The organism is Streptomyces sp. NPDC048603 (genome assembly GCF_043199475.1).
Lineage (GTDB): Bacteria > Actinomycetota > Actinomycetes > Streptomycetales > Streptomycetaceae > Streptomyces.
Genome location: NZ_JBICVY010000011.1, coordinates 156,728 through 177,094, shown reverse-complemented (window position 1 = coordinate 177,094; position 20,367 = coordinate 156,728). Strand labels below are relative to the sequence as shown.

Here is a 20,367-nt window from a genome sequence, read left to right as displayed (position 1 = left end):
GGCCCCGGTCAGGCCAGGCGGCGGACCTTGAGCGTGTTGTCGTAGCCGTGCCCCGGCCGGTCGGCCTCGGCGCCCACCCGCTCGTGCTCCGCGCAGACCAGCACCTCCCAGCCCCCGTCCGGCAGCTCCAGATCCGCCAGCACCTCCTGGGGGGTGGGGAAGTGCAGGTCAGGGTGCGGGTTCTCGGTCCCGGGCGCCGCGCCGCCGTGACCGGCCACCAGCAGGACGCCGCCCGGGGCGACGGCTGCCGCGGCGGTCCGCAGGATCCGCTCGCGGGGCATGTCGCCCGGACTGTGCAGGAAGCAGGCGGACACCAGGTCGAACTCGCCCCCGGGGAAGGACTCCCCGAGGTCGTGGCGTTCAAAGACGATCCGGTCGGCCACCGCCGCGCCGGCCGCGTGCTCGGCCGCGCGCTCCAGGGCCACCGCCGAGATGTCGGTGCCGGTGACCCGCCAGCCCTGCCGGGCCAGCCACACGGCGTCGCCGCCCTCGCCGCAGCCGAGGTCCAGGGCCCGGCCGGGGGACAGCCCCTCGGCCTCCCGGACCAGAACGGAATTGGGATTGCCGCTCCAGATCCGGTCGCTCTCGCGGTAGCGGGAGTCCCAGAACTCCTCCTCCGAGGCGTGCGCCCCGTGCGTGCCGTGCTCGTGGGTGTGCGGCTGGGTGTGCGGGTGTCCGGCCATCGGCTGCCTCCGGTTCGCTGGGCGGGTACGCATCCGATGCTCCGCCCGCCCTCCGGACCAGGCCAAACATCCTTGCCGTTTCGGCAAACGCGGCGCCAAAAGGACGTGCCGTGGCGGGGCCCGCTTGCTTGGATGACCCGGTGACGATTCTCAATGATCTTGAGCGCTACTACGACACCGTTCCCCGCACGGGCGGCGCCCGCACCGAGGACCTCGGCCCGCTGACGCTGTTCGTGCAGGAGGGGAGCGGCTGGCCGTACTACGCCCGGCCCGCCCTCGGCGGCGACACCGTGACCGCGGACGACGTCCTGCGGGCGCGGGAACGCCAGCGGGAGCTGGACGTGCCGGAGGCGTTCGAGTGGGTGGCGGAGACCACCCCCTCGCTGGAGGCGGCGGCGCGGGCCGCCGGACTGCACGTGCACGCGCACCCGCTGATGGTGCTCGACCCGGGCGCCGAGGCCCTGCCCCCGCACCCGGAAGTACGGCTGCTGGACGCCACCGACCCGCTGCTGCGGGCGGCCGTGACGGTGCCGGCGCTGGCCTTCGCCGCCCCCGGCACGGCGCTGGGCGAGGCCGGCCCGGCCGAGCTCGCGACGGCACTGGCGGACCCGTCGACGGCCGGCCGGGCCGCGATGGTTTCCACCAAGATCAGCTCGGGCCGGTCCGCCATGGCGGCGGCCGTACGGGACGGGATCGTGCTCTGCTCCGGCATGTACAACCCGGTCGACGGGGTGGCCGAGATCGTGGGCGTCGGCACGCTGCCCGCCGCACGGCGCCAGGGCCTCGCGCTGGCCGTGACCGCGGCCCTGGTCACCGACGCCCGGGAGCGCGGCGCGGGCCTGGTCTTCCTGTCAGCGGGCGACGAGGACGTGGCGCGGATCTACGGCCGCGCCGGGTTCCGCCGCGTCGGCACAGCCATGATCGCGGAGCCGGCCGCCGAATGACCGGCCCGGGGTCCGCTCAGGCGCCTTCCTTCAGCACCCGGGTGATCAGCTCGCGCTGCGCGTCCGTCAGGTGCGGGTCGGCGCACCGGACCGTACGGCCGTCGACCGTGATGACGTAGCTGAACCCGTCAGGCACGCCCCGGTGCCCGGTGGACGGCACCGGGGCCGCCGGATGCAGCGGGGCGAGCGCACGCTCGGCGAGCGCCTGCCACACGTCCGCGTCCGGCCGCCCCTCCGTGTCCACCTCGGCCCGCCGCTCGATCCCCGCGAAACCGCCTGTCCGGTGCACCTCGATCCGCATGGATCCTGTCTACCGTGTCCGGTCGGTCTCCACACCCACTTGGGACCACGCCTTGAGCACCGCCTCGTGCTCCTCGCCGCCGTCCCCGAACCGGGCCCCCGCCGCCGCCACCGTCAGCGACGCGAAGTCGGTGAACTTCGCGTCGACCGCCAGCTCGCCGCCGGTCAGCGTGTCGTACCAGATCCGGCCGGCCCGCTCCCAGGCCTTGCCGCCGAGCGCGGTCGCCAGCAGGTAGAAGGCGTGGTTGGGGATGCCCGAGTTGATGTGCACCCCGCCGTTGTCCCGGCTGGTCTGCACGTAGTCGTCCATGGTGGCCGGCTGCGGGTCCTTGCCCAGCTCGTCGTCGTCGTACGCGGTGCCCGGCGCCTTCATCGAACGCAGCGCGACGCCGCTGACGTCCGGCCCGAGCAGCCCGGCGCCGATCAGCCAGTCCGCCTGGTCCGCCGACTGGTCCAGGGTGTACTGCTTGATCAGTGAGCCGAACACGTCCGACATCGACTCGTTCAGCGCGCCGGCCTGCTTGTAGTACTCCAGATTGGCCGTGTACTGGGTGACCCCGTGCGCGAGCTCGTGCCCGATGATGTCGACCGAAACGGTGAAGTCGAGGAACAGGTCGCCGTCCCCGTCGCCGAAGACCATCTGCCGGCCGTCCCAGAACGCGTTGTTGTACTCCTGCCCGTAGTGGACGGTGGCGTCCAGGGGCAGCCCCGCGTCATCGATGGAGTGCCGCCCGAACGCCTGCAGGAACAGCTCGAAGGTGGCGCCCAGCCCCGCGTACGCGCGGTTCACGGTCGCGTCCTGCCCGGGCTCGGACCCCTCGGCGCGCACCTTGGTCCCGGGCAGCCGGGTCCGGTGCTGGGCGTCGTAGATCGTGCGCTCCGGCCGGTCGGGGGCCGCGGCGGCCAGCGTGGGGACGACCCCGCGCGCGGTGGTGATCCGGCGCCGGGCGCGCTGCAGGGAGTCGTGTTCGAGGGTGCGCTGCGCGATGTCGGCGCGCCGGACGTTCTCGGACAGCACGATCCGGTCGAGCAGGTGCGGCGGCACGATCGTGCAGAAGACGGGGTGACGGTTGGCATCCATGCCCGGCAATGTGGCAGTGGGTCATGCCGGTGTCACTACCCGTGACCATGATTCATTCGGTTGTCTGAAAGCGATCGCGTCCCGTTGACGGATTGAACGGACTTCTCGCCCGGAGTGGAGTCAGGCGTCACAAAGGGGTGCAAATCGGACCATGGGGTCTTGCATACTGAAACGGCAACGCGCCCCCGTCGCGGTCTCCGTTAGGCTGCGGATCATCATGCGTTTCGGGCTGCTTCTTCTTAGCTGCCGCGGCGAGGGCCTGTAGTCGTAGGCCGACCCCCTCCCCGCGGAGTTCGGTGTTGCGCCGTCCTCAGCACCTTGAGGCACGACCTGTCGGCCGTTCCAGCGAACTACACGCGGACACGCGAGGAGCCCTACGCCATGAGCCAGCAGCACAGCTACGCCGGTCGCCCCACGCCCATCACCAACGCGACCCACACCCAGAAGTCCTCCGGGATGCCGATCCACAAGTACGGCGCGTACGAGCAGGTGGACATCCCCGACCGGACCTGGCCGAACGCCCGCATCACCAAGGCTCCCCGCTGGCTGTCCACCGACCTGCGCGACGGCAACCAGTCGCTGATCGACCCGATGACCCCCGCCCGCAAGCGCGAGATGTTCGACCTGCTGGTACGCATGGGCTACAAGGAGATCGAGGTCGGCTTCCCGTCCTCCGGCGAGACCGACTTCGCCTTCGTGCGCGCCATCATCGAAGAGGGCGCGATCCCGGACGACGTCACCATCAGCGTGCTGACCCAGGCCCGCGAGGACCTGATCGAGCGGACCGTCGAGTCGCTGCGCGGCGCCAAGCGCGCCACCGTGCACATGTACAACGCGACCGCCCCGACCTTCCGCCGGGTCGTCTTCCGCGGCTCCAAGGAGCAGATCAAGCAGATCGCCGTCGACGGCACCCGCCTGGTCATGGAGTACGCCGAGAAGATCCTGGGCGACGACACGGTCTTCGGCTACCAGTACAGCCCCGAGATCTTCACCGACACCGAGCTGGACTTCGCCCTGGAGGTCTGCGAGGCGGTCTGTGACGTCTGGCAGCCCGGCCCCGGCCGCGAGATCATCCTGAACCTGCCGGCCACCGTCGAGCGCTCCACCCCGTCCACGCACGCGGACCGCTTCGAGTGGATGGCCCGCAACCTGACCCGTCGCGAGCACGTCTGCATCTCCGTGCACCCGCACAACGACCGCGGCACCGCCGTCGCCGCCGCCGAGCTGGCCCTGATGGCCGGCGCCGACCGGATCGAGGGCTGCCTGTTCGGGCAGGGGGAGCGCACCGGCAACGTCGACCTGATCACCCTGGGCATGAACCTGTTCTCGCAGGGCGTGGACCCGCAGATCGACTTCTCGCAGATCGACGAGATCCGCCGGACCTCCGAGTACTGCAACCAGATGGAGGTCCACCCGCGCCACCCCTACGCGGGCGACCTGGTCTACACGGCCTTCTCCGGATCGCACCAGGACGCGATCAAGAAGGGCTTCGACGCCATGGAGGCGGACGCGGCCGCCGCCGGCAAGACCGTCGACGACATCGAGTGGGCGGTGCCGTACCTGCCCATCGACCCCAAGGACGTCGGCCGCTCCTACGAGGCGGTCATCCGGGTCAACTCGCAGTCCGGCAAGGGCGGCATCGCGTACGTCCTGAAGAACGACCACAAGCTGGACCTGCCGCGCCGCATGCAGATCGAGTTCTCCCGGATCATCCAGGCCAAGACCGACACCGAGGGCGGCGAGGTCACGCCGAAGGCGATCTGGGACGTCTTCCAGGACGAGTACCTGCCCAACCCGGAAAACCCGTGGGGCCGCATCCAGCTGCGCTCGGGCTCGACGGCCACCGACAAGGACGGCACCGACACGCTGACCGTCGAGGCGGTCGTGGACGGCGCCGAGACCGTGCTGAGCGGCACCGGCAACGGTCCGATCTCGGCCTTCTTCGACGCGCTGGCGAGCATCGGCGTGGACGCCCGCCTGCTGGACTACACCGAGCACACCATGAGCGAGGGCGCGTCCGCGCAGGCCGCCTCGTACATCGAGTGCGCGATCGACGGCCGCGTGCTGTGGGGCATCGGCATCGACGCCAACACCACCCGGGCCTCGCTGAAGGCGGTCATCTCGGCCGTCAACCGCGCGGGCCGCTGACCCCCGCGCCGGCCCACCGGACCGGCCACGACGGCCCCCGCCGCTCCCTTCCCGGAGCGGCGGGGGCCGTCGCCGTTCACGCGGTCCGCCGCCGGGTCCCGTCTACCTCTGATCTTGCGCAGTGCTCCGTCCCTTAGGGCGGAGGTGAAGCGCACCCCTGGCCCGGAGGCGCGGAGCGCCGAAGCTCGCTGGGTCTCCTTCGGTGACGGTCAGACGGGCCGTTTCTGGTTCTCGATGTACTGGCGGACGACGGTCAGGGGTGCGCCGCCGCAGGAGCCTGCGAAGTAGGAGCCGGACCAGAAGTGGCCGCCCCACAGGTACCGGCGGACATGGCTGTCGTATTCCTTGCGCAGCAGCCGGGCTGAGACGCCCTTGAGGGAGTTGACCAGCTTGGAGAGCTGGACCTTCGGCGGGTAGTGCACCAGGAGGTGCACGTGGTCGTCCTCCCCGTTGAACTGCTCCAGCTCGGCCTCGAAGTCGGCGCACACCTCCCGCATGATCTCCTCGCACCGCGTCAGCATGGCGTCCGTCATGGCCTTTCGCCGGTACTTCGTGATGAAAACCAAGTGGACGTGCAGGTTGTAGACGACGTGACGTCCTGTGCGTACGTCGGGATTGGGATTCCACCTCGGTGACATGAACCAAACGATAGAGTGATCGCGTGAACTCGGAACTCGGTCTGGTCAAGCGACAGTTCGGGCATCGCGCCCGTCTGGCGCTGTCGCCTGCCGAGGCCGACCTCCCCGCCTCCCCGACGGCACCTCCGACCGGGGCCCGGCTGCCGGGAGGGCAGTCGTCAGGCGCACTCGCGGCGTCAAGCCCGCCACCGCAAGGTAGTCGGGAATCTCCTTCCTGAGCTTGCGAAGGGAGGAGAGCACTTCAACGGGCGAGGTAGCCGCCGTCGACGGGCAGCACCACACCGGTGACGAAGGAGGCCGCGTCCGAGGCCAGGAAGGCGATGACCCGGGCCACTTCCTCCGGCTCGCCGATGCGGCCCATGGGGTGGGCACGGGTGATCTGCTCCAGGTACTCCGGTCCGCCCGGCTCGTCCGGCAGGGCCCGGACCCGCTCCGTACGGATGGTCCCCGGGGCCACCGCGTTGACCCGGATGCCGTGCGGCGCCCATTCCACCGCCAGGTGCCTGGTCAGGCCCGTGGCGACGAACTTGGCCGGCCCGTACGCCGCCTGCCGGGCCTGGCCGGCCAGCCCCGAGATGGAGGACACGCAGACCAGCGCGCCCCCGGCCGGCTGCTGGGCGGTCATCGCCTCGATGGCGTACTTGCAGGTCAGGAACATGCCGCGGCCATCGACGGCCATCACGTGGTCCCAGATCTCCGGGGTGGTCTCCCGGACGTCCGAAAGGGGGATCACGCCCGCGTTCGCGACGGCCACGTCGAGCCGGCCGTAGGCCGCGACCGCGGCCGCGATCATGGCCCGGTTCTCCTCGGGGTCGGACACGTCGCCGGTGACGGTCTCGACCGCGAGACCTTCCCCGGCCAGTTCCGTACGCAGGGAGGCGAGGCCGGGGGTATGGATGTCGGCCGCGGTGACGCGGGCGCCGGAGCGGGCCAGGAGCAGGGCGGTGGCCCGGCCGATGCCGCTCGCGGCACCGGTCACCAGACAGGACTTCTCGTGCACGGCGGTGAGGATAGGGGGCGCGGGGTGGTGAACGGGGGCGCGGATCGGCCAACTCCGCGCGCCGTGGGATGTTGTCCTGTCACACGACTGACGGATCCTCACCGATGTGGCTAACATCACGCCAACGCGGCGACGTCGTCGCTGGTTTACGGAGGTGGGACGTGCTGCCAGTGCGGGGTGGGACCAGCCGGAAGCTGATGCTCTGGGGCATCCGAACCACCTGGACCACCGTGGGCGACGGGGAGTTCTTCTGCCCCGGCTGCGGCGGGGACCGGAACTACCGCCGCCGCACCGGCCGGCGCCGTTTCACCGTGCTGGGCGTGCCGCTGCTGCCGCGCGGCCAGGTCGGGCCCGCGGTCGAGTGCGCCGCCTGCCGCGAGCGCTTCGCCACGGACGTGCTCGACCACCCGACCACCGCCCGGTTCTCCGCGATGCTCCGGGACGCGGTGCACACGGTCACCCTGGCCGTCCTCGCGGCCGGCGGAGCCGGCTCCCGCTCCGCGCTGGAGGCCGCCGCGGGCGTCGTACGTTCGGCGGGCTTCCAGGACTGTGCGGAGGACCAGCTGGCGGCCCTGGTGGAGACGCTGACCTCGGACACCGGGCGCCTGCCCGGCCTCTACGACGGGCCCGAGTGCTGCGGCGCGGCCCTGTCGATCGAACTGCACGAGGCGCTGGAACCGCTCTCCCCGCACCTGGCCGCGCCGGGCCGGGAGTCGCTGCTCCTGCAGGGGGCCCGGATCGCCCTCGCCGACGGCCCGTACACGCCGGCGGAGCGCGAGGTGCTGTCGACGGTCGGGGCCGCGCTGAGGCTGGACTCCGACGAGATCTCCCGCCTTCTGGCGGCCGTACGCGCGGCCGGCTGAGCCCCGCGCACTCCTTCGCGCCCCCTCCGCGCCCTTCCCTTTTCTCCGAGCGCCCTGTCCGCCGGCCCGCAGGCCGGTTCGGCCGACAGGGCGCTACGCGCGTTTCACCCCTGACGGGTCCGGCGAACCTGCACGTCGCGCTGTACGGAACCGGGGCAAAAGCCGCTCCACCCGCATAACGATCCGGCCTCGGGGTGGCCATTACTCGCCCGTACGATCCACGGAAGGATGTCGTCCACAGTCGGGTGATCAACCAAGCGAACCTCCGGAAGTATGAGCTCCCGTTTGCGGACTCGAACTGATGTCTGGAGCGTTTCCGCAGCTCAGACGGCATCTGATTCGCGACAGTGCGGCCGGAAAGCGATCGTCCGCCAACCCCTCCGCATAGTCCTCCGGCTCCTCGGCCACCAGTGGAGAAACCTACAGATTCGACATCTCCATACGTCAACACTTTGTGTAAGTCGACGATAGGTGTGGCGCCCCCCACAGGCTTTCAATTCCGGTCACACGACGAGACGCCTGCTGTAACACAGCGCGGCTTCGATCCACGTGAATGCACTGACAACCCTGGCGGAACCACGCACCACGATCCGCGCCTTGCCAGGGATAACCAGATCTCCTCTCATTTACCTCCCCGAAGGGCAAGGCAGAGATGGCACGTGTCGCCGCCCGGCTTTCCGACGGAAAGCAGAGCTCGCACCCGGTCGACGAGGTGCTCCCCGTCCCCAAGCTGGCGCTCTATGGCTTCCAGCACGTACTCGCTTTCTACGCCGGCGCGGTGATCGTCCCGATCATCGTGGGCAGCGCGCTGGGCCTGAATGCCGAGCAACTGGTCTATCTGATCAATGCGGACCTGTTCACCTGCGGTATCGCATCGATCATCCAGGCATGGGGCATCGGCCGGATCGGTGCGCGCCTGCCGCTGATCCAGGGCGTGACCTTCACGGCCGTCTCTCCGATGATCGCCATCGGCCTCGGCGCCGGCGGCGGAACCGCAGCCCTCCTGGTGATCTACGGAGCGGTCATCACGGCCGGTCTCGCCACCTTCGCCTTCGCCTGGCTGCCGCCCAAGGCCTTCCGCACCGTCATGCGGCTGTTCCCGCCGGTGGTCACGGGCACCGTGATCACGGTGCTCGGCCTGGTCCTGATCCCGGTGGGCCTCAGGGACGCCGTCGGCGGCGCCCCCATCGTCGGGAAGGGCGGCGACCCGACCCACCTCGCCTATGCGGCCGGCACGATGGCCTTCATCCTGATCCTGATGAAGTTCGGCGGGCCCTTCCTGCGCAGCATCAGCATCCTGCTCGGCCTGGTCGGCGGCACCGCCGCGGCCTTCGTCCTCGGCGACGCGAAGTTCGGAGGTGTGAGCGACGCGGACTGGGTCGGCATCACCACCCCGTTCCACTTCGGTGCCCCGAAGTTCGAGTGGTTCCCGATCGTCCTCATGCTGATCGTCATGCTGATCACCATGGTGGAGACCACCGGTGACACCTACGCCGTCGGCGACATCGTCGGCAAGGAGGTCGACAGCGAGACCGTGGCCCGCGCCCTGCGTGCCGACGGCGCCGCCACCGCCCTCGGCGGTGTGCTGAACTCCTTCCCGTACGTCGCCTTCGCCGAGAACGTCGGCCTGGTCCGGATGACCAAGGTCAAGAGCCGCTTCGTGGTCGTCGCCGCCGGCGTGTTCATGATCATCCTGGGTATGCTGCCCAAGGCCGGCGCGATCGTCGCCGCCGTCCCGCACGGAGTCCTCGGCGGCGCCGCCACCGTCATGTTCGGCATGGTCGCCCTGGCCGGTATCCAGACGCTGGCCAAGGTGGACCTGAAGGAAGAGAAGAACGCCCTGATCGTCGGCGTCTCCCTGGCCTTCGCGCTCTTCCCGGCCACGGTCCCGCTGTACTTCAAGGAGCACATGAGCGCCGACCTGGCCTCGCTGCTCGACAGCGGCGTGACGCTCGGTGCCACGGCCGCCATCCTCCTGAACCTGGTCTTCAACGGTCTGGGCAAGGAGGATGCCCACGGCGCGGTGGCCGAGATCCCGGCCCCGGCCGCCGCCCCGGACGCGGCCGGAGCCGAGGCCGAGGCGAAGGTCGAGGCCACGGTCGGCGCCAAGTCCGACGCTCCCGCAGCCGCCCCGGAGGCCGCCTCCGGCGAGGCCGGCGAGGCCGGTGAGGCGGGCGAGACCGCCAAGACCCCGGCGGGCTGATCCCCCGAATCCTCCCAAGGGGTGATGGCCCCCGACCGGACCCACGTCCGGCCGGGGGCCATCGCTGTCCGACCCACCGGGGACAATGGGCGCATGAGTCTGTTCCGCGACGACGGCATCGTGCTGCGCACCCAGAAGCTGGGTGAGGCGGACCGCATCATCACGCTGCTGACGCGCGGACACGGACGGGTCCGGGCCGTGGCCCGCGGCGTGCGCCGCACCAAGTCCAAGTTCGGGGCCCGGCTGGAGCCCTTCTCCCACGCCGACGTGCAGTTCTTCGCCCGCGGCAGCGAACTGATCGGCCGCGGCCTCCCGCTCTGCACCCAGACCGAGATCATCGCCCCGTACGGCAACGGCATCGTCACCGACTACGCCCGCTACACCGCCGGCACGGCCATGCTGGAGACCGCCGAGCGGTTCACCGAGAACGAGGGCGAGCCCGCCGTCCAGCAGTACCTGCTGCTCGTGGGCGCCCTGCGCACGCTCTCCCGCGGCGAGCACGCCCCACACCTCATCCTGGACGCCTTCCTGCTCCGCTCCCTCGCCGTCAACGGCTACGCCCCCTCCTTCGAGGACTGTGCGAAATGCGGCATCCACGGCCCCAACCGGCACTTCTCCGTCGCCGCCGGCGGGGTCATATGCGGCGACTGCCGGGTGCCCGGAAGCGTCGTACCATCTGCTGAGGCCATCGGGCTGCTCAGCGCCCTGCTGACGGGAGACTGGGCGACCGCCGACGCGGCGGAGCCCCGGCACGTGCGCGAGGGGAGCGGACTCGTCTCCGCCTATCTGCACTGGCATCTGGAGCGTGGGCTGCGTTCCTTGCGTTACGTAGAGAAGTGACCGAGATCGGAGACCAAAGCGCCATGGCAGTACGCGGATTCCTGGGACGCTCCCGCCGCGAGTACAGGCTTCCCGAGCCGCACCCCTCCGGGGCCGTGCCGCCGAAGATCCCGGGCGAGCTGGTGCCGCAGCACGTTGCGATCGTGATGGACGGCAACGGCCGCTGGGCCAAGGAGCGGGGCCTGCCGCGCACCGAGGGCCACAAGGTGGGCGCCGAGCGGGTCCTGGACGTCCTCCAGGGCGCGATCGAGATGGGCGTCCGCAACATTTCCCTCTACGCCTTCTCCACCGAGAACTGGAAGCGCTCGCCCGACGAGGTGCGCTTCCTGATGAACTTCAACCGCGACTTCATCCGCAAGACCCGCGACCAGCTCGACGAGCTCGGCATCCGGGTGCGCTGGGTGGGCCGGATGCCCAAGCTGTGGAAGTCGGTCGCCAAGGAGCTCCAGATCGCCCAGGAGCAGACCAAGGGCAACGACAAGCTGACGCTGTACTTCTGCATGAACTACGGCGGCCGCGCCGAGATCGCCGACGCCGCGCAGGCGCTGGCCGAGGACGTGAAGGCCGGCCGGCTCGACCCGTCGAAGGTCAGCGAGAAGACCCTCGCGAAGTACCTGTACTACCCGGACATGCCGGACGTGGACCTGTTCCTGCGCCCCAGCGGCGAGCAGCGCACCTCCAATTACCTGATCTGGCAGAGCGCGTACGCCGAGATGGTCTTCCAGAGCGTGCTGTGGCCGGACTTCGACCGCCGGCACCTGTGGGACGCCTGCCTGGAGTACGCCAAGCGCGACCGCCGCTTCGGCGGAGCCATCCCCAACCAGGTGGACGCACCCGGCTCCGCCGGCTGATCAGAGCACGCGTACGATCCCCGCTCATGGACAACACGGGCGGGGATCAGCTGTTTCACATGCAGCAGCCGGCGTCGGCGGACACGGTCGAGCTGCCGGGTGTTCCGACGGCGGGGGAGCTGACGGAGGCCCTGCGGGCCCGTCGGCGCACCCCGGGCGGCGGAAAGCAGGCGCGCGGGTTCATCGTCGCGGGGCTGCTCGGTCTGGTGCTCGGTGCCGCGCTGATCGTGCTGGAGGGGGGCTTGCCCCCGGCCGCGATCGCGCTGGTGGCCGTCACCGCCGGCTGCTGGTACGTGGCGTTCTCCCTGCCGCGCATGCAGGCCCGCCTCTTCTCCGTGTACCTGGAGACCATGCAGGGGTACCGGGCGGTGGTCGACGCCACCGGGGTGACCGTCGACAGCGCCGACGTCACCACCCTCCGCCGGTGGAGCGGCATCCTCGGGTACGTCGAGACCCCGGCGACCTTCGCGCTGTTCTCCCGGGACAAGCAGTCCCTGGATGTCGCGGTGCTGCCGAAGCGCTGTGCTCAGGACCCCGCGGACGTGGACCGGATCCGCGCGCTGCTGGACCGGAACCTCAAGCGGCTCTAGACAGGCCCTAGCCGGCCGAAGCCGCGCAGTCCGCGCAGGTGCCGAAGATCTCCACGGTGTGGGCGACGTTCACGAAGCCGTGCTCCGCCGCGATGGAGTCGGCCCACTTCTCCACCGCCGGGCCCTCCACCTCCACGGCCTTGCCGCACGAACGGCAGACCAGGTGGTGGTGGTGCTCGCCGGTGGAGCAGCGCCGGTAGACGGACTCGCCGTCACTCGTGCGCAGCACGTCGACCTCGCCGGCGTCGGCCAGGGACTGCAGGGTGCGGTAGACGGTGGTCAGGCCCACCGAGGCGCCGCGGTGCTTGAGCATGTCGTGCAGCTCCTGGGCGCTGCGGAACTCGTCCACCTCGTCCAGAGCGGCCGCGACGGCTGCGCGCTGCCGGGTGGAGCGTCCTCGTACTGGCGCGGTATTCGTCTCGCCAGGAGCAGTCGCCACCGGTTCCTCCTCGTATCGGCCTGGGCCCATTGTGCCAGGCGCGCCCGGCGCCCTAGACCCTTACGTCGTCCTGGACGTCCTGGACGCCGTCCCGCGTGCACAGCTCCCCGTCCGGCGCGCCACCGGACGCCGCCCGGGCCCGGCGGCGGGCCAGTGGGGTGGACAGGGCCGTCATGACCATGAACACGGCGATGGCCAGCAGCACGATGGTGGCGCCGGAGGGGGCGTCGATCCAGTACGTGGCGGCCGTGCCGGTGAGCGACACGGTCACGCTGATCGCGATGGCCAGGCCCAGGGTGGCGGCGAAGCCCCGGGTCATCCGCTGCGCCGCGGCGACCGGGATCACCATCATGGCGCTGACCAGCAGCAGGCCGACGATCCGCATGGCGACGGTGACGGTGACCGCGGCGGTGACCGCGATCAGCAGGTTCAGTGCCCGCACCGGCAGGCCCGTGACGCGGGCGAACTCCTCGTCCTGGCAGACCGCGAACAGCTGCCTGCGCAGGCCGATGGTGACCGCGATGACGAACGCGGCGAGGACCACCATGGCGGTGACGTCCTCGGGCGCGACGGTGGTGATCGAGCCGAACATGGCGCTGACCAGGTTGGTGGTGGAGCCGCCCGGGGCCATGTTGATGATCAGGACGCCGCCGGCCAGGCCGCCGTAGAAGAGCATGGCGAGCGCGACGTCGCCGCTGGTCTTGCCGCGCGAGCGGATCAGCTCCATGCCGACCGCGCCGAGGACGGCGACCAGGGTGGCCATCCACACGGGGCTGGCCTGGAAGAAGAAGCCGAGGGCGACGCCGGTCATGGCCACGTGGCCGAGGCCGTCGCCCATGACGGCCTGGCGCCGCTGTACCAGGTAGGTGCCGATGGCGGGGGCCGTGATGCCGACCAGCGCGGCCGCGATCAGGGCCCGCTGCATGAAGGCGTAGTCGAGGATTTCCATCAGCTCAGCAGTCCCGTCCGGAGCGGCTCGGCGTCGTGCGCCGCGTGGGGGTGTACGTGGTCGTGGCCGGGCAGTGCGTGCTGTCCCACGGCCTCCGGCGGGGCTCCGTCGTGGACGACGCATCCGTCGCGGAGGACGACGGCCCGGTCGATCAGGGGCTCCAGCGGGCCGAGCTCGTGCAGGACGAGGAGGACGGTGGAGCCGGCGGCGACCTGCTGCCGGACCGCGCCGGCCAGGACCTCCTGGTTGTCCAGGTCCACGCCGGCCATCGGCTCGTCCATGATCAGGAGTTCGGGTTCCACGGCGAGGGCGCGGGCGATCAGCACCCGCTGGTGCTGGCCGCCGGAGAGGGCGTTCACCGAGGCCGAGGCGTACCCGTCCATGTCGACCAGGGCGAGTGCGCGGTCCACGGCGGCCTTGTCGGCGGCGCGCGGGAAGCCGAACCGGCGGCGGGCCAGCCGGCCGGAGGAGACCACCTCGCGGACGGTGGCGGGGACCCCGCTGGCCGCGGTGGTGCGCTGCGGTACGTAGCCGACCCGGGACCAGTCGCGGAAGTTCTTGAACGGGGTGCCGAACAGGGAGAGTTCGCCGGAGGTCAGCGGGACCTGGCCGACGACGGCGCGCACGGCGGTGGACTTGCCGGAGCCGTTGGCGCCGAGCAGGGCGACGACCTCACCGCGTCGTACGGTGAGGTCGACTCCGCGCAGTACGGGGCGGGAGCCGAGCGAGGCGGTGGCACCGCGCAGGGATATGACGGGGGTGTCCGCTTCCGCGGCTGCCTGCGTGGGATCCATGGCTCGCGCCTCCGTAACTGCCATCACTTGCTTCCGAGCGCCTTCTGGAGGTTCTTCAGGTTGGACCGCATGATCTCGAAGTAGTCAGCGCCCTGGGACTTGTCGGTGATTCCCTCGAGGGGGTCGAGGACATCGGTCTTCAGGCCGGTGTCCTCGGCGAGGGTCTTGGCCGTCTTGTCGCTGGCCAGGGTCTCGAAGAACACGGTGGAGACATTGTCCTTCCTCGCGATCTCCTGCAGCTCCTTCATCCGGGCCGGGCTGGGCTCGGACTCGGGGTCGACGCCGGAGATGCCCTCCTGCTCCAGTCCGTAGCGCTCGGCGAGGTGGCCGAAAGCGGAGTGGGTGGTGATGAAGGTCTTGCCGGCGGTGTTCGCCAGACCGTTCTTGAACTCCGTGTCGAGCGCGGCCAGTTTGCCGGTCAGCTCCTCGGTGTTCTTCTTGTAGTCGGCGGCGTGGGCCGGGTCGGCCTTCTCCAGGGCCGCGCCGACGCCCTTGGCGACCTCGGCGTACTTGACCGGGTCGAGCCAGATGTGGGGGTCCGTGCCGGCCTCGCCGTGGTCGTGGCCGTCGCCCTCCGCATGGCCTTCGTGCTCGTCATGGCCTTCGGCGCCGTGCGCCTTGAGGTCGGTGAGGGTGCCGGCGTCGACGATGTTCTTCACGCCGGACTGCCCGACCGCCTTGTCGACGGCGGGCTGGAGGCTCCTGAGGTAGAGCACCACGTCGGACTCGCCGAGCTGCGCGGTCTGCTTCGGGGTGATCTCCAGGTCGTGGGGTTCGACGCCCGGCTTGGTCAGGGAGGTGACCTTCACGTGGTCCTTGCCGATCTGCTCGGCGAGGAACTGCATGGGGTAGAACGACGCCGTCACGGCGAGCTTGCCGTCCTTGCCGCCGCCCGCGGCTTCGGCTCCTGAGCAGGCGGTCAGTGCCGTTGCCCCGAGGGCGACGGCTCCGGCGAGGACGGCGGTGGGTATGAGGCGTCGTACGTTCATGACATCCATTTTCATCAAAGATGGAAACCGTTGTCAAAAACCCAGGTGAGGGGCCGGAAAAGCGGAACCGATTTGATGGGGGAGGGGCGTACGCCGGTAACCTGAGGCATTCGCGTTCGTCCTCGTAATGAAGAGAGCATCGTGGCCGCCGACAAGATCGACACCATCGTCAGCCTCAGCAAGCGCCGTGGCTTCGTCTACCCCTGCAGCGAGATCTACGGCGGTCAGCGTGCCGCCTGGGACTACGGACCGCTGGGTGTCGAGCTCAAGGAGAACATCAAGCGCCAGTGGTGGAAGGCCATGGTCACCGGGCGTGAGGACATCGTCGGCATCGACTCGTCCGTGATCCTCGCCCCCGAGGTCTGGGTGGCCTCCGGTCACGTGGCGACCTTCTCGGACCCGCTGACCGAGTGCACCTCCTGCCACAAGCGCCACCGCGCCGACCACCTGGAGGAGGCGTACGAGGCCAAGCACGGCCGCGTCCCCGCCAACGGCCTGGCCGACGTCAACTGCCCCAACTGCGGCACCAAGGGCCAGTTCACCGAGCCCAAGCAGTTCTCCGGCATGCTGGAGACGCACCTCGGCCCGACCCAGGACACCGGCTCCAAGGCGTACCTGCGCCCCGAGACCGCCCAGGGCATCTTCACCAACTTCGCCCAGGTGCAGCAGACTTCCCGCAAGAAGCCGCCGTTCGGCATCGCGCAGATGGGCAAGTCCTTCCGCAACGAGATCACCCCGGGCAACTTCATCTTCCGGACCCGCGAGTTCGAGCAGATGGAGATGGAGTTCTTCGTCAAGCCGGGCGAGGACGAGCAGTGGCAGGAGTACTGGATGCAGGAGCGGTGGAACTGGTACCGCGACCTCGGCATCCGCGAGGAGAACATCCGCTGGTACGAGCACCCGAAGGAGAAGCTGTCCCACTACTCGAAGCGCACCGCCGACATCGAGTACCGCTTCAACTTCGGCGGCAGTGAGTTCTCCGAGCTCGAGGGCGTGGCCAACCGCACCGACTTCGACCTCAAGGCCCACTCCGAGGCGTCCGGCCAGGACCTGTCGTTCTTCGACCAGGAGGCCGGCGAGCGCTACGTCCCGTACGTCATCGAGCCGGCGGCCGGTGTCAACCGCGCCATGCTCGCCTTCATGCTCGACGCGTACAACGAGGACGAGGCCCCGAACGCCAAGGGCGTCATGGAGAAGCGCACCGTGATGCGCCTCGACCCGCGCCTGGCCCCGGTCAAGGTCGCCGTGCTGCCGCTGTCCCGCAACGAGAAGCTGTCGCCGAAGGCCAAGGGCCTCGCGGCCGACCTGCGCAAGTTCTGGAACATCGAGTTCGACGACGCCGGCGCCATCGGCCGCCGCTACCGCCGCCAGGACGAGATCGGTACGCCGTTCTGCGTCACCGTCGACTTCGACACCCTGGACGACAACGCGGTGACCGTGCGCGAGCGCGACACCATGAAGCAGGAGCGCGTCTCCCTGGACCAGATCCAGGGCTACCTGGGCGCCCGCCTGCTGGGCTGCTAGGTCCGGACACCCGAAGGGCCCGGTGCGCGCGAGCGCACCGGGCCCTTCGTCGTACGCGGATCGCGGGTCAGGACGCGGAGCCCCCGGCCCCGGCCGCCGCGGCGGCCCGCGCCTCGCCCTGCGCCCGGGACCGCTTGCCGTACCGCATGGTCCACAGGGCCAGCGCGCCCAGCACGCCGTAGATCATGAACGGGCTGAGCGTCACCATGGTGTCGGTGTCGAGTGTGTACGCCAGGGCGATGCGCACGCCGGCCTCGGCCACATAGGCCACGCCCCACACCGTGGTCATCACGATCATGGTCCGGCGGAAGCCCTCGAACTGCCACAGGCCGTTCCACCAGGCGGTGCTCGCCGGCGTGCCGTCGGTGGCGAACTTCCGCCCGAAGTAGAACATCAGCGGGCGCGGCGCCAGCAGGGTGGCCAGGCACAGCAGCCCGAACAGCCCGGTGACCCCGGAGTCCTTGATCAGCAACGCCCGGGCCGAGTGGGCGCCGACCAGCGAGACCACGGCCGTGATGACGATGAACACCAGCGTGACGATGGCGAACTCGTCGAGCTTGCGCCGCCAGGCCGCCATGACGGCGGTGTCGAGCACCGGCCACACGCTGCCGGCCAGCAGCGCGGCGAACTCGCTCCAGCCGTGGTCGTCCCTGAGCGTGTTGTAGGTGAGGATCGGCGCGACGACGTTGAGCAGGATGGTGAGGACCCAGCCGATCGCGGCGGCGGATCCGGAACGGGCGGGTGGTTCCGGGCGGGTGCCCGGAACGGACGCCGTGGACATGCTTCCCCCTGAGAAAGAGCAAATGAGTGCGGTCGGGGGGAAGCTAGGTCACGGCATGGCGTGAAAACACCACGTCAGGGCCAAATGATCGCCAAAATCTTCGGAATCAGGCATTCCGGAAGGCGTCGGCGTGGTCAGGCCCGAAGCCCCCGGATCACCAGGGACGAGACCGCCTCGAACTCCGCGGCGATGGTGGGGCTCTGCCACTCGGGCGCGTACTGCGGGTCGTGGAACCGGGCGGTGGCGTCGAAGACGGCGCGCGCCGAGGCCGGGGCGTCGGCGGCGGACAGGGTGCCCGCGGCCACCCCCTCCTCGATGATCCCGGTGAGCTGGTCGACCAGCTCGGCGAGGTGGGCGTCGACCACACCGCTGTTCTCGGACAGCAGCACCGTGTACGTGGCGAACAGCTCCGGATCGTCTCCCGCCTTGTGCCGCTTGGCCTCGAACAGCGCCTCCAGCCAGGACTCCAGCTTGGAGGGAGCCGGTTCGGCGGGAGCGGCGGCGATCTCCGCCAGCCGCCCGACCGTCCTGCCCAGCCATCGGCCGGTCACCGCCTCGCGCAGCGCCGCCTTCGAGGGGAAGTGCCGGTACACGCTGCCGTGACTGACCCCCAGCGCCCGTGCCACGTCGACCACGGTGGCCTTGGCCGGGCCGTAGCGGCGCAGCACGTCCTCGGTGACTTCGAGGATGCGGTCGGGGGTCAGGGCTTCGGGCGGCATGTCTCGACCGTACCGGGCGCTCAGTGCTCGCTGTCGAGGTGGGCCATCTGGGCGGCCGGATAGCGCTCCCCGGCGGCCGATCCGGCGGGCACGGCCGCCTCGACGGCGGCCAGGTCCTCCGGGCCGAGCTCCACCTGCAGCGCGCCGAGCGCCTCGGCCAGCCGGTCCCGCCGGCGGGCGCCGACCAGCGGGACGATGTCCACCCCGTGCCGCGGGCCCTGGGCGAGCACCCAGGCGATGGCCGTCTGGGCCACGCTGACGCCCTTGTCCTCGGCGACCTTGCGCAGCGACTCCACCAGGGCGAGGTTGTGGTCCAGGTTCTCGCCCTGGAAGCGGGGGCTCATGCCGCGGAAGTCGCCGGGGCCGAGCAGCCGGTCCCGGGTGAAGTGCCCGCTGATCAGGCCGCGGGAGAGGACGCCGTACGCCGTGACGCCGATGCCCAGCTCGCGGGCGGTGGGCAGGATCTCCGCCTCGATGCCGCGGGAGATCAGCGAGTACTCGATCTGCAGGTCGGCGATGGGGGCCACGGTGGCCGCCCGGCGCATGGTGTCGGCGCCGACCTCGGAGAGCCCGATGTGCCGGACGTGTCCGGCCTCCACGGCCTCGGCGATCGCGCCGATCGTCTCCTCGATCGGCACGTCGGGGTCGACCCGGGCGATCCGGTAGATGTCGATGTGGTCCCGGCCGAGCCGCTGCAGCGAGTAGGCCAGGAAGTTCTTCACGGCCTCCGGGCGGCCGTCGTATCCGGTGAAGCCGCCCTCCACCGTGCGCAGGGCTCCGAACTTGACGCTGGTGAGGGCCTGCTCGCGGGCGGTTCGCGGCGCCGTGCGGAGGGCCTCGGCGATCAGCAGCTCGTTGTGCCCCATGCCGTAGAAGTCGCCCGTGTCGAGCAGGGTGACCCCGGCCTCCAGGGCGGCGTGGATGGTGGCGATCGACTCGGCGCGGTCCGCCTCGCCGTAGAGGGCGGACATGCCCATGCAGCCGAGTCCGAGGGGGAAGACGGACGGGCCGGTGGAGCCGAGCGTGCGGTGCTGAGGGGTGCTCGCATGAGTGGTCATGGAACGAGAATGGCATGACTGCTGACAGATTTCAACATCTGTCAGCAGTCATTCCTCCGATCGGGTCAGGTGGTGAGGATGCCGAGGGTGAGCGAGGCGCCGGCCAGCAGGCCCAGCACCACCGCCGGAGCCACCTCCCTGTCCGCCGCCCGCAGGTGGGTGATCACCGCACCGGCGAAGAACAGGACCACCCCGATCGCGGCGGCGATCCCCAGCGGGGCCACCCAGAGTCCCGCGACCAGCCCGATCGCGCCCGCCGCCTTCACCGCGGCCAGCCGGGGCAGCCAGGAAGCGGGGACGTTCAGCCGGCGCATGTTGTCGGCGATCTGCGGGTGCCGCCGGAACGTCAGGGTGGCGGAGGCGGCCAGGGCGAGGGCGAGGAGCGCCGAGACGACGGCGAAGGCGATGAACATGAGCAACTCCAATGGTCTTGAGCGGTGAACCATTGAATAGCATCAATGATTGTCAGAGTGCAATCATTCCTGCGCTGATACGGTGCTCACATGACGACGGATCCGGATCCCATGCGCCGCCTCGGCCTGCAGCTGGCCTGGCACGGCTCGGTCACCGAGACGCGGATCCGCAAGGCGCTCGGCGCGGCGGGCCTCACCCCCCGGCACGCCATGACACTCATGCACCTGGACGCCGGACCGGTCGGTCAGCGCGCGCTCGCCGAACGGCTGGAGGTCGACCCGAGCGTGCTCGTCGGCATCCTCAACGACCTGGAGACCGAGGGCCTGGTGGAGCGCCGCCGGGATCCGGCCGACCGGCGCCGCCACATCGTGGCGATCACCGGCAGCGGCTCGGCCGCCCTCGGACAGACGAACGCCGCGCTCGACGAGGTCGAACGCGGCATCTTCGGGAACCTCTCCGACGAGGAGTGCGAGCAGCTGCGCACCCTCCTCGGCCGGGTGAACTCCTCCGCGGAGGACTTCACCTGCGGCGAGTAGCCGCGCCGCACGCACGCCGAACG

At 70.4% G+C, this 20,367-nt stretch carries 22 protein-coding genes; 9 read left to right on the top strand and 13 right to left on the bottom strand.

Going from position 1 to position 20,367, the window contains the following annotated elements:
- Positions 1-8: 8 nt before the first annotated feature.
- Positions 9-683, bottom strand: coding sequence for a class I SAM-dependent methyltransferase (locus ACGFQ9_RS27335; RefSeq protein WP_393577564.1), 675 nt, complete (start codon positions 681-683; stop codon positions 9-11).
- A 140-nt stretch (positions 684-823) separates the two neighbouring features.
- On the opposite strand from ACGFQ9_RS27335, the gene ACGFQ9_RS27330 reads away from it, so the two are divergent.
- On the top strand, positions 824-1,627 hold the full coding sequence (locus ACGFQ9_RS27330) for a GNAT family N-acetyltransferase (protein ID WP_393577356.1): 804 nt from the start codon (positions 824-826) through the stop codon (positions 1,625-1,627).
- Positions 1,628-1,643: 16 nt separating this feature from the next.
- On the opposite strand, the gene ACGFQ9_RS27325 is transcribed toward ACGFQ9_RS27330, so the two are convergent.
- A complete protein-coding gene (locus ACGFQ9_RS27325) occupies positions 1,644-1,928 on the bottom strand; it encodes a protealysin inhibitor emfourin (RefSeq protein WP_393577355.1) in 285 nt (94 codons plus the stop codon).
- Between the two features lie 9 nt (positions 1,929-1,937).
- A complete protein-coding gene (locus ACGFQ9_RS27320) occupies positions 1,938-3,008 on the bottom strand; it encodes a M4 family metallopeptidase (RefSeq protein ID WP_393577353.1) in 1,071 nt (356 codons plus the stop codon).
- A 381-nt stretch (positions 3,009-3,389) separates the two neighbouring features.
- Between ACGFQ9_RS27320 and leuA the strand changes: the two genes are divergently transcribed.
- On the top strand, positions 3,390-5,156 hold the full coding sequence (leuA, locus tag ACGFQ9_RS27315) for a 2-isopropylmalate synthase (protein WP_393577352.1): 1,767 nt from the start codon (positions 3,390-3,392) through the stop codon (positions 5,154-5,156).
- Positions 5,157-5,365: 209 nt separating this feature from the next.
- Here the strand turns inward: leuA and tnpA are convergent, their stop codons facing one another.
- Both tnpA and ACGFQ9_RS27305 read right to left on the bottom strand, forming a co-directional pair.
- On the bottom strand, positions 5,366-5,794 hold the full coding sequence (gene tnpA, locus ACGFQ9_RS27310) for an IS200/IS605 family transposase (protein ID WP_393577350.1): 429 nt from the start codon (positions 5,792-5,794) through the stop codon (positions 5,366-5,368).
- Between the two features lie 241 nt (positions 5,795-6,035).
- Positions 6,036-6,794, bottom strand: a complete 759-nt coding sequence (locus ACGFQ9_RS27305) for an SDR family NAD(P)-dependent oxidoreductase (RefSeq protein WP_393577348.1) — start codon at positions 6,792-6,794, stop codon at positions 6,036-6,038.
- Positions 6,795-6,955: 161 nt separating this feature from the next.
- Here ACGFQ9_RS27305 and ACGFQ9_RS27300 point away from each other — a divergent pair, with 161 nt between their 5' ends.
- The 5 genes from ACGFQ9_RS27300 (at position 6,956) to ACGFQ9_RS27280 (ending at position 12,141) form a co-directional block, all read left to right on the top strand.
- A complete protein-coding gene (locus ACGFQ9_RS27300; protein ID WP_393577347.1) occupies positions 6,956-7,657 on the top strand; it encodes a TerB family tellurite resistance protein in 702 nt (233 codons plus the stop codon).
- A 652-nt stretch (positions 7,658-8,309) separates the two neighbouring features.
- Positions 8,310-9,860 carry a nucleobase:cation symporter-2 family protein gene (locus ACGFQ9_RS27295; RefSeq protein WP_393577345.1) on the top strand — a complete coding sequence of 517 codons (1,551 nt, stop codon included), beginning with the start codon at positions 8,310-8,312 and terminating at the stop codon, positions 9,858-9,860.
- Between the two features lie 93 nt (positions 9,861-9,953).
- On the top strand, positions 9,954-10,700 hold the full coding sequence (gene recO / locus ACGFQ9_RS27290) for a DNA repair protein RecO (protein WP_393577344.1): 747 nt from the start codon (positions 9,954-9,956) through the stop codon (positions 10,698-10,700).
- Positions 10,701-10,723: 23 nt separating this feature from the next.
- Positions 10,724-11,551: an isoprenyl transferase gene (locus ACGFQ9_RS27285; protein WP_393577342.1), complete on the top strand. Its 828-nt coding sequence runs from the start codon at positions 10,724-10,726 to the stop codon at positions 11,549-11,551.
- A 26-nt stretch (positions 11,552-11,577) separates the two neighbouring features.
- Entirely contained in the window at positions 11,578-12,141 is a 564-nt protein-coding gene (locus tag ACGFQ9_RS27280) for a YcxB family protein (RefSeq protein WP_393577341.1), read from the top strand.
- Positions 12,142-12,148: 7 nt separating this feature from the next.
- Here the strand turns inward: ACGFQ9_RS27280 and ACGFQ9_RS27275 are convergent, their stop codons facing one another.
- Genes ACGFQ9_RS27275 through ACGFQ9_RS27260 form a run of 4 tightly spaced genes read right to left on the bottom strand, consistent with a single transcriptional unit; the run spans position 12,149 to position 15,312 of the window.
- Complete coding sequence (locus ACGFQ9_RS27275) at positions 12,149-12,580, bottom strand: Fur family transcriptional regulator (RefSeq protein WP_393577339.1); 432 nt, start codon at positions 12,578-12,580, stop codon at positions 12,149-12,151.
- Positions 12,581-12,632: 52 nt separating this feature from the next.
- Entirely contained in the window at positions 12,633-13,529 is an 897-nt protein-coding gene (locus ACGFQ9_RS27270; protein ID WP_393577338.1) for a metal ABC transporter permease, read from the bottom strand.
- Positions 13,529-14,323 carry a metal ABC transporter ATP-binding protein gene (locus ACGFQ9_RS27265; RefSeq protein WP_393577336.1) on the bottom strand — a complete coding sequence of 265 codons (795 nt, stop codon included), beginning with the start codon at positions 14,321-14,323 and terminating at the stop codon, positions 13,529-13,531. The genes ACGFQ9_RS27270 and ACGFQ9_RS27265 overlap by 1 nt, the downstream gene beginning before the upstream one ends.
- A gap of 23 nt (positions 14,324-14,346) precedes the next feature.
- Complete coding sequence (locus tag ACGFQ9_RS27260; protein WP_393577334.1) at positions 14,347-15,312, bottom strand: metal ABC transporter substrate-binding protein; 966 nt, start codon at positions 15,310-15,312, stop codon at positions 14,347-14,349.
- Positions 15,313-15,453: 141 nt separating this feature from the next.
- On the opposite strand from ACGFQ9_RS27260, the gene ACGFQ9_RS27255 reads away from it, so the two are divergent.
- The gene (locus ACGFQ9_RS27255; protein WP_393577333.1) at positions 15,454-16,836 is read left to right on the top strand and encodes a glycine--tRNA ligase; all 1,383 of its coding nucleotides are present in this window, start codon (positions 15,454-15,456) and stop codon (positions 16,834-16,836) included.
- A gap of 67 nt (positions 16,837-16,903) precedes the next feature.
- On the opposite strand, the gene ACGFQ9_RS27250 is transcribed toward ACGFQ9_RS27255, so the two are convergent.
- The 4 genes from ACGFQ9_RS27250 to ACGFQ9_RS27235 form a co-directional block, all read right to left on the bottom strand.
- Positions 16,904-17,617 carry a VC0807 family protein gene (locus ACGFQ9_RS27250; RefSeq protein WP_393577331.1) on the bottom strand — a complete coding sequence of 238 codons (714 nt, stop codon included), beginning with the start codon at positions 17,615-17,617 and terminating at the stop codon, positions 16,904-16,906.
- A 134-nt stretch (positions 17,618-17,751) separates the two neighbouring features.
- On the bottom strand, positions 17,752-18,336 hold the full coding sequence (locus ACGFQ9_RS27245; protein ID WP_393577330.1) for a TetR/AcrR family transcriptional regulator: 585 nt from the start codon (positions 18,334-18,336) through the stop codon (positions 17,752-17,754).
- A gap of 20 nt (positions 18,337-18,356) precedes the next feature.
- Positions 18,357-19,394, bottom strand: a complete 1,038-nt coding sequence (locus ACGFQ9_RS27240) for an aldo/keto reductase (RefSeq protein ID WP_393577329.1) — start codon at positions 19,392-19,394, stop codon at positions 18,357-18,359.
- A gap of 65 nt (positions 19,395-19,459) precedes the next feature.
- The gene (locus tag ACGFQ9_RS27235; RefSeq protein ID WP_393577327.1) at positions 19,460-19,807 is read right to left on the bottom strand and encodes a DoxX family protein; all 348 of its coding nucleotides are present in this window, start codon (positions 19,805-19,807) and stop codon (positions 19,460-19,462) included.
- Between the two features lie 90 nt (positions 19,808-19,897).
- On the opposite strand from ACGFQ9_RS27235, the gene ACGFQ9_RS27230 reads away from it, so the two are divergent.
- Positions 19,898-20,344 (top strand): MarR family winged helix-turn-helix transcriptional regulator, encoded by a 447-nt coding sequence (locus ACGFQ9_RS27230; RefSeq protein ID WP_393577326.1) that lies wholly within the window; start codon positions 19,898-19,900, stop codon positions 20,342-20,344.
- The last annotated feature ends 23 nt before the right edge of the window (positions 20,345-20,367 follow it).